Below are 8,825 nucleotides of genomic sequence, written 5' to 3'. Positions count from 1 at the left end.
CGCTCCGCGACGAAGCCGTGCAGCCGCTCAGCCTGGGCCCGCAACCCCGCCTCGGACTTACCCGACAACACCCACGCCACCGGACCCACGTCCGAGCGCTCGGGCTCAACCTCCCCAGACCCCACCGCCGGCGCCTGCTCCAAGATCACATGCGCGTTGGTCCCACTGACGCCGAACGACGACACGCCGGCCCGTCGCGGTTCGTCCCCCTGCGGCCACGGGCGGGATTCGGTCAGCAGCTCCACCCCACCCGCCGACCAATCCACGTGCGAGGACGGGGAGTCCACATGCAGAGTCTTCGGCAACACACCGTGCCGCATCGCCTCGACCATCTTGATCACACCGGCCACCCCCGCAGCCGCCTGCGTATGACCGATGTTCGACTTGACCGAGCCCAACCACAGCGGACGCCCCTCCGGCCGCCCCTGCCCATAGGTCGCCAACAACGCCTGCGCCTCGATCGGATCGCCCAGCGTCGTACCCGTACCATGCGCCTCCACCGCGTCGACCTGGTGGACGGCCAGTCCGGCGCTGGTCAGCGCCTGGAGGATGACCCGTTGCTGCGCCGGGCCGTTCGGCGCCGTCAGGCCGTTCGACGCACCGTCCTGGTTCACCGCCGAGCCGCGGAGGACGGCGAGCACCTCGTGCCCGTTGCGCTGCGCGTCGGACAGCCGCTCCACGAGCAGCATGCCCACGCCCTCGCCCCACCCCGTACCGTCCGCGCCCTCGGCGAACGCCTTGCAGCGGCCGTCCGCCGCCAGGCCGCGTTGGCGCGAGAACGCCACGAACGCGTTGGGGGTCGACATCACCGTCACCCCGCCGGCCAGGGCCAACGAGCACTCACGCTGCCGCAGTGCCTGTGCCGCCAGGTGCAGGGACACCAGCGACGCCGAGCAGGCGGTGTCCACCGTCACGGCCGGCCCCTCAAGGCCGAGGGTGTAGGAGATGCGGCCGGAGACGACGCTCGCCGAGATGCCGGTCGCCAGGTAGCCCTCGATGCCCTCGACGCTGGAGACCGCGTTCATGAGGGTCGAGCCGTAGTCCTGGCCGTTGGTGCCGGCGAACACGCCCACCCGCCGACCGCGCAGCGACGTCGGGTCGATCCCGGCTCGCTCCAGGGCCTCCCAGGACACCTCCAACAGCAGTCGCTGCTGCGGGTCCATGGCCAGCGCCTCGCGCGGCGAGATCCCGAAGAACTCGGGGTCGAAGTCGGCCGCGCCGCTGAGGAATCCGCCCTGGTTCACGTACGACGTGCCGAGCCGGTCGGGGTCGGAGTCGTAGAGGGTTTCCAGGTCCCAACCCCGGTCCGCGGGGAATCCGGACATCGCGTCGCCGCCCGATTCGAGCAGCCGCCACAGCTCCTCGGGCGAGGCGACCCCGCCCGGGAACCGGCAGCTCATCGCGATGATGGCAATGGGTTCGTCGTTCTTCGACTCGGCCTCGCGCAGTCGCTGGCGCGTCTGGTGCAAGTCAGCGGTGATCCGCTTCAAGTAGTCGAGGAGCTTGGCGTCGTTGCGGTCGTTGCCGTCGTTACCCATGGTTGGCCGTCCCCCTGTGCCCGTTCCGGAAGTCGTACGTCTGCCTGAGAGTCAGTCGCCACGGGCCGCCGCGGAGTCGGCCGCGGCGGCCCGCGACCGGCTACGAGATGCCGAATTCACGCTCGATGAAGTCGAACACCTCGTTGGCTGTCGCGGATTCGAGTTGGCCGGCAACTTCCGCATGCTCCTCACCGGCGTCGCTCGCCTCTTCGGCGGCGCCGGCGGACCACTGGGACAGCAACGTCTGGAGACGCATGGTGATCTGGTTTCGTGTCGTCGGATCCGGATGCGCGAAGCGCATCACGGCTTCCAGCTTGTCCAGTTCGCCGGCCACCGATCCGGGTGCCGACTGGCCCTGGTCCAAGTCGAGTTCGGCGAGCAGGAATTCCGCCAGCGCGGCGGGGTTCGGATAGTCGAACACCACGGTGGCCGGCAGCTTCAAGCCCGTCGCGGCACCGAGCAGGTTGCGGAATTCCACAGCGGTCAGCGAGTCGAATCCCATGTCCCGGAACGGGCTCCGCGCGTCGACGGCCTCCGGGCCCGCATGCCCAAGCACCAAGGCCGCCTGGCTCCGCACCGCTTCCAGCAGCACCCGTTCGCGCTGCGGCCCGACGGCCTGCGCCAGTTGCGCACGGAGCAGTTCGGCCGCACCGCCCACTCGTCCGCTGCCGGCAGTTATGTGCCGTACGGCGTCCGGGAGTTCGGCGAGCAACCGGGTGGCGCGAACGGCCGTGAAGCCCGGCGCGAACCGTTCCCAGTCGATGTCCGCGAGGACCTCGCAGGCCGTCGCGTCCTTGCGCTTCAGTACCCGCCCCAGTCCGCGCAACGCCAGTTCGGGGGCCATGGTGCCGATGCCCCCGCGTTGGAACCGGTCGTCGCCGTTCGGTGCGGCCGCGGCCATGCCGGCGTCGCTCCACGCGCCCCATGCGACGGACACGGCGGGCAGGCCATTCGCGAGGCGCCGCTCGGCGAGCGCGTCCAAGTAGGCATTGGCGGCTGCGTAGTTGCCCTGGCCGGTGGCGCCGAGCACTCCCGCGATGGACGAGAAGAGGACGAAGGTGGTGACGGGATGGTCTCGGGTGAGCTCGTCCAGGTGCCTGGCGGCGTCCGCCTTCGGCCCGAAGACCCGCGCGAAACGGTCAGGCGTCAGCCCGTCCACCACACCATCGTCCAACACACCGGCGGTGTGGAAGACCGCAGAAACCTCCTCATCGGCCAACACCCCGGCCAACGCCACACGATCAGCCACGTCACAGGCAGCGATACGAACCTCCGCACCGGCCGCAACCAGCTCCTCCCGCAGCTCGTCAGTTCCCGGCGCGTCCTCGCCCCGCCGACTCAGCAGCACAACCCGACGCGCACCCCGCCCAACCACCCAACGAGCCACCAGCGCACCCAACGCACCCGTACCACCAGTGACCAACACCGTGCCACCGGCAACCGACCACTCCTCCCCCGCCACCCGGCCGGAACGCACCAGCCGTCGACCGAAAACACCCGAGGGGCGGACGGCCACCTGGTCCTCGACACCCTGCGACAGAACCGCGGCCAACCGACGCCCCGCCCGCTCATCCACCACAGCCGGCACATCAACCAACCCACCCCACCGATCCGGCAACTCCAACGCCACCACACGACCCAACCCCCACACCATCGCCGCATCCGGATCGATGACCGCATCCGACGAGCTCACCGCAACCGCACCCCGAGTAAGACCCCAGACGGGCGCCACCACGTCCATGTCCGACAGCGCCTGCACGGCAATGGTCGACTGCACGACGTCGAGGGCGACCAGCACTCCGGACACCGTCACCGTCTCCCCACGGGCACGGAGGAGCTCAGCAAGGCCGGCGCGATCCATCGCGGACGGCACCGTCAGAAGGCTGACCTGCGCGCCTTGCGCCGCCAACTGCCGTGCGACATCCGCGCATTCCTCGTCGCCGTCGCCGCCCTCGCCGACCAACAGCAGCCAGGTGCCGGACATCGTGGCGGGTTCCGGTTCCGTGATCGGTGACCAACCGACCCGGTACTGCCAACCCTCCACGGTCGCCTGGGCATCGTGCGCCCGGCGCCACGACGACAGGGCGGTCACCGCGGAGGCCAGGCTCGCGTCCTCGTTGATGCCGAGCGCGCTCCCCAACATCTCCCAGTCCTCGCCGGCCACCGCTTCCCAGAAGCGCGACTCCACCGCGTCCGCGACGGGGGCCGACGCCGCGGCCGACGGCATCGAGTCGAGCCAGAACCGCTGGTGTTGGAAGGCGTAGGTCGGCAGCTCGACCCGCTGCGGTCGGTGCGGCGCGAACAGCAGCCCCCAGGCCACCGCCACGCCGGCCGCGTGCAGTTGGGCGAGAGCGGTGACGAAGGTGTGCTCCGGGTCGCGGTCGACACGCTGCGTCGCGACACAGACACTGCCGCCACCGTCCCCACGCTCACCTTCGTCCTGGCTCTCGCCGACCATCCCCGCGGCCAAGGCCGCGAGCACGCTGTCCGGACCCACCTCAACGAACCGCGCGACACCCTCACCGACGGCCGCGCGCACCGCGTCCGCGAAGCGCACGGCCTCGCGCACCTGCCGCACCCAGTACGCGGACGAGCACAGGTCTTCGGCGGAAGCAGCCTCCCCGCTCAGTGTCGAAATCACCGGGATCCGCGGCGCCTCGTACGTCAACTGACCCGCCACAGCGGCGAATTCATCCAGCATGCCGTCCATGCGGTGGGAGTGGAACGCATGCGACACCCGCAGCCGGCTCGACTTCCGCCCGCTCGACTGCGCCCACTCCCGTACGGCCTCGACGGCATCCTCATCACCGGAGACCACCACGGAATCCGGCCCATTGACCGCCGCCAACGACACCGCCCCACCCAACAGGCCGCCGATCTCGTCCTCGCGAGCCTGGACGGCGAGCATCGCCCCGCCCTCCGGAAGCGCCTGCATCAACCGGCCGCGCGCCGCCACCAACACACACGCATCCGCCAGCGACAACACCCCCGCCGCATGCGCCGCCGCCAACTCACCAACCGAATGCCCAATCAACACATCAGGAACGACACCGAAGGACTCCAAAAGGCGAAACAGCGCCACCTCGACCGCAAACAACCCCGTCTGCGCATGCACAGTCCGATTCAGCTCAGCCTCATCCTCACCCCACACCACCTGGCGCAGGGGAGCATCCAACGCCCGCTCCAACTCACCCACCACCGCGTCGAAGGCGTCCGCAAACACCGGGAAACGGGCATACAACTCCCGACCCATACCAAGACGTTGCGCACCCTGACCCGAGAAGAGCAGGCCCAACCGATCGCCGTCCCCAGGCAGCGGAGTCCGGCCCCGTACCGCGTGCGGGGAGCCCGCGCCTCGGGCCACCGCGTCGAGGGCGTCGAGCAAGGTGGTGTTGTCCTCGCCCAGTACCACCGCGCGATGGGGCAAGGCAGAGCGCGTCGCGAGGAGGGAGTGGCCCACGTCCGCCGGGGACAGGTCCGGGCGGCTGGCCGCGAAGGCGTGCAACCGCCGCGCCTGGGCCCGCAGACCGGCCTCCGACTTGGCCGACACCACCCACGGCAGCGGGTGGTTCTCCGATGCCGCACCAGCACCCGACTCCCCGGGGGCCGGAGCGTCCGGCTCGCGCACCGGCTCGGGCACCGCCTCAAGGATGACGTGGGCGTTGGTGCCGCTGATGCCGAACGAGGAGATCGCGGCGCGGCGCGGCTGGTCGGTGGCCGGCCACGGCTGGGCGTCGGTCAGCAGTCGCACCGCACCAGCGGACCAGTCCACGTGGGAGGACGGCGCGTCCACGTGCAGGGTCACCGGCAGCGTCTGGTGCCGCATGGCCTGCACCATCTTGATGATGCCGGCGACGCCTGCGGCGGCCTGGGTGTGCCCGATGTTGGACTTGATCGACCCCAGCCACAACGGCCGCTCCGTGTTCCGCTCCTGCCCGTACGTCGCCAGCAGTGCCTGGGCCTCGATCGGGTCGCCCAGGCGGGTTCCGGTGCCGTGCGCCTCCACCGCGTCCACGTCGGCGGCCGACAGTCGGGCGTTCGCCAACGCCTGCCGGATCACCCGCTGTTGGGACGGACCGTTGGGCGCGGTCAGACCGTTCGACGCGCCGTCCTGGTTGACCGCCGAGCCGCGGACCACCGCCAGGACCCGGTGCCCGTTGCGGCGCGCGTCCGAGAGCCGCTCCACGAGCAGGACGCCGACGCCCTCGCCCCAACCGGTACCGTCCGCCGCCTCGGCGAACGGCTTGCACCGGCCGTCCGACGCCAGTCCGCCCTGGCGCGAGAACTCCTCGAAGGCCGCCGGGGTCGCCATCACGGTGACGCCACCGGCCAGGGCCATCGAGCACTCGCCGCTGCGGAGTGCCTGGGATGCCCAGTGCAGTGCGACCAGCGACGACGAGCAGGCGGTGTCCACCGTGACCGCCGGGCCCTCGAAGCCGAACGCGTAGGCCACCCGGCCCGAGACCACGCTGCCGGGGCTGCCGTATCCCACGTGCTGCTCGGAACCGTCGGCGGTGGTGTACACGCCGGTGCCGTAGTCGTGGTACATCACGCCGGCGAACACACCGGTCTGGCTTCCGCGCAGCCCCGCCGGGTCCAGGCCCGCGGACTCGATCGCCTCCCAGGAGGTCTCCAGCAGCAGCCGCTGCTGCGGGTCCATCGCCAGCGCCTCGCGTGGCGAGATCCCGAAGAACGCCGGGTCGAAGTCGGCCGCGTCGTACAGGAATCCACCCTCGCGGGCGTACGAGCCCCCGGAGCGGCCCGCGGTCGCACCGCTCCCAGGCAGGTCCGAGAGGTCCCAACCCCGATCGGTGGGGAACACCGAGACGCCGTCCCCGCCCGAGGCCACCAGGTCCCACAGTTGCTCCGGGGTGGTGACACCGCCCGGGTAGCGGCAGGCCATACCGACGATGGCGATCGGGTCGTCGGCCGCGTTCCCCGACGTGGCTCCGGTGTGCGGCGTTGTCGTTGCCGCGGTGACCCGCCCCGACGCCTCGGCCAGCAGGAAGTCCGCGAGGGCGGTGGGCGTGGGGTAGTCGAAGACCAGCGTCGCCGGCAGGCGCAGTCCGGTCACGGCGGACAGCCGGTTGCGCAGTTCGACGGCGGTGAGCGAGTCGAACCCGATCTCCGTGAACGGCCGTGCCGGGTCGATGGCGTTGGCGCCGGAGGCGTGCCCCAGCACGGCAGCCACGTCCGCACGGACCGTGTCCAACACCAGGCGCGCCTGTTCCTCGGCGGCCAGTCCGGCCAGTCGACCGGAGAACTCCGATGCTTCCGCCGTCTTGCCCCGAACCGCGCGCCGGGCCGGCACCCGTACCAGGTCGCGCAGCAGCGCAGGCACCCCGGCGGCCGCCGCGCCGGCGCGGATCGCCCCGAGGTCGAGGGCCAGTGGGGCGAGCACCGCCCGGTCCGCCGCGAGCGCCGCGTCAAACAGTTCGAGCCCCTGCTCCGAAGTCAGTGCGCCGATCCCGCCGCGGTTGAGCCGGCCCCGGTCCTCGTCGTCCAGGTGGCCGGTCATGCCGCTGGCCTGCTCCCACAACCCCCACGCCATCGAGGTCGCCGGCAGACCCTGGGCCCGTCGGTGCTGCGCCAAGGCATCCAGATACGTATTGGCCGCGGCGTAGTTGCCCTGCCCGGCGCCACCGAAGACCCCGGCCGCGGACGAGAACAGCACGAAGGCGGAAAGCTCACAGTCACGCGTCAGCTGATGCAAGTTCCAGGCAGCATCCACCTTCGGACGCAGAACAGCACCCACCCGCTCCGACGTCAACGCCTCAACAACACCATCGTCCAACACACCCGCCGTATGAACCACACCCCGCAACGGCCGATCCCCACAAACCCCAGCCAAAACACCCGCCAACGCCCCACGATCAGCCGCATCACACGCCACCACATCCACCTGAGCACCCAAGCCCGCCAACTCCGCCACCAGTTCACCAGCACCCGGAGCATCCACACCACGACGACTAAGCAGAAGCAAGTGCCGCACCCCATGACGAGAGACCAGATGCCGAGCCACCAAACCACCCAACGTCCCCGTCCCACCCGTGATCAACACCGTGCCATCCGGATCCCACACCGCCCCTACCAACGCCCCCTCAGACTCAGACACCCGACGCAACCGCGGCACAAACACCCCACCACCCCGCACCGCCACCTGAGGCTCATCAACAATCAACCCCGCCACCACAGAACCAATATCAGCATCCACATCCACGTCCAACAGCACAAACCGCCCCGGATGCTCCGCCTGCGCAGAACGCACCAACCCCCACACACCAGCCTGCACCAACCCCTCCACCACATCCTCCGACCCAACACCCACCGCACCCCGCGTAACAACCACCAACCGCGACTGCACCAAACACTCCTCCCCAAGCCACCCCTGCACCAACCCCAACACCCCAACAACACCCGAGCCACCACAAGAAACATCCTCAACAGCCACAACCACAGACTCCGGAACATCCATACCCGCCCGGATAGCATCAACCAACGCATCGACAGACCCAAACGTCCCCAAAGAACCGTCAAGTTGACCGAGCCCAACCCAACCCGCCGACTCCGAAACGCCACTCCCCTCCACCACACGCCACGCCACCTCAAACAACGACCCCACACCACCCCGCGCCGCAGAACGCAACTGCTCCGGCACCGCCTCCCGCAACACCAACCGCTCCACCGACACCACCGGCAAACCACCCTCATCCACCACCACCAACGACACCACACCCTCACCCACCACCCGCAAACAAACCCTCAAACACACCCCACCCACCGCATACACCCGCACACCCGACCACACAAACGGCAACCGCGGAACAGAAACCCGCCCCACACCCTCAGCAAACCCCAACGCATGCAACGCCGAATCCAACAACACCGGATGCACCCCAAACCCCTCAACACCACCCGCCACCTCAGGCAAAACCACCTCAGCCCACACCACATCACCCCCACGCCACACCCCACGCAACCCCTGAAACGCCGGCCCATACCCATAACCAGCACCCACCGACGCCTCATAGAACCCACCCACATCCACCGCCACCCCACCCACCGGCGGCCACACCCCAAACCCACCCACATCCACCGACCGAACACCAGCACGCGACACCACACCCGACGCATGCCGCACCCACACACCCTCAACATCCTCAACGTCCTCATCCGGCCGTGAGAACACACCCACCACACGACGACCAGACTCGTCCTCACCCTCAACACTCACCTGAACCGCAACACCACCCGACTCCGGAAGCACCAACGGCGCCTCCAACGTCA

Annotated in this window: 2 protein-coding genes; both read right to left on the bottom strand. The window is 69.7% G+C overall.

Annotated features, from left to right (window positions below; all coding sequences use genetic code 11):
• The coding region (locus ACIQU6_RS43140) for a type I polyketide synthase (protein WP_403487948.1) at positions 1 to 1,538 on the bottom strand (1,538 nt) is incomplete at its 3' end.
• 100 nt (positions 1,539 to 1,638) lie between these two features.
• Positions 1,639 to 8,601 carry a type I polyketide synthase gene (locus ACIQU6_RS43135; RefSeq protein ID WP_403487950.1) on the bottom strand — a complete coding sequence of 2,321 codons (6,963 nt, stop codon included), beginning with the start codon at positions 8,599 to 8,601 and terminating at the stop codon, positions 1,639 to 1,641.
• Positions 8,602 to 8,825: the final 224 nt, after the last annotated feature.

It is taken from the genome of Streptomyces sp. NPDC090442, assembly GCF_044769405.1.
Lineage (GTDB): Bacteria > Actinomycetota > Actinomycetes > Streptomycetales > Streptomycetaceae > Streptomyces.
The sequence above is the reverse complement of the archived record's forward strand: the minus strand, read 5'-3'. Positions and strand labels throughout refer to the sequence as shown.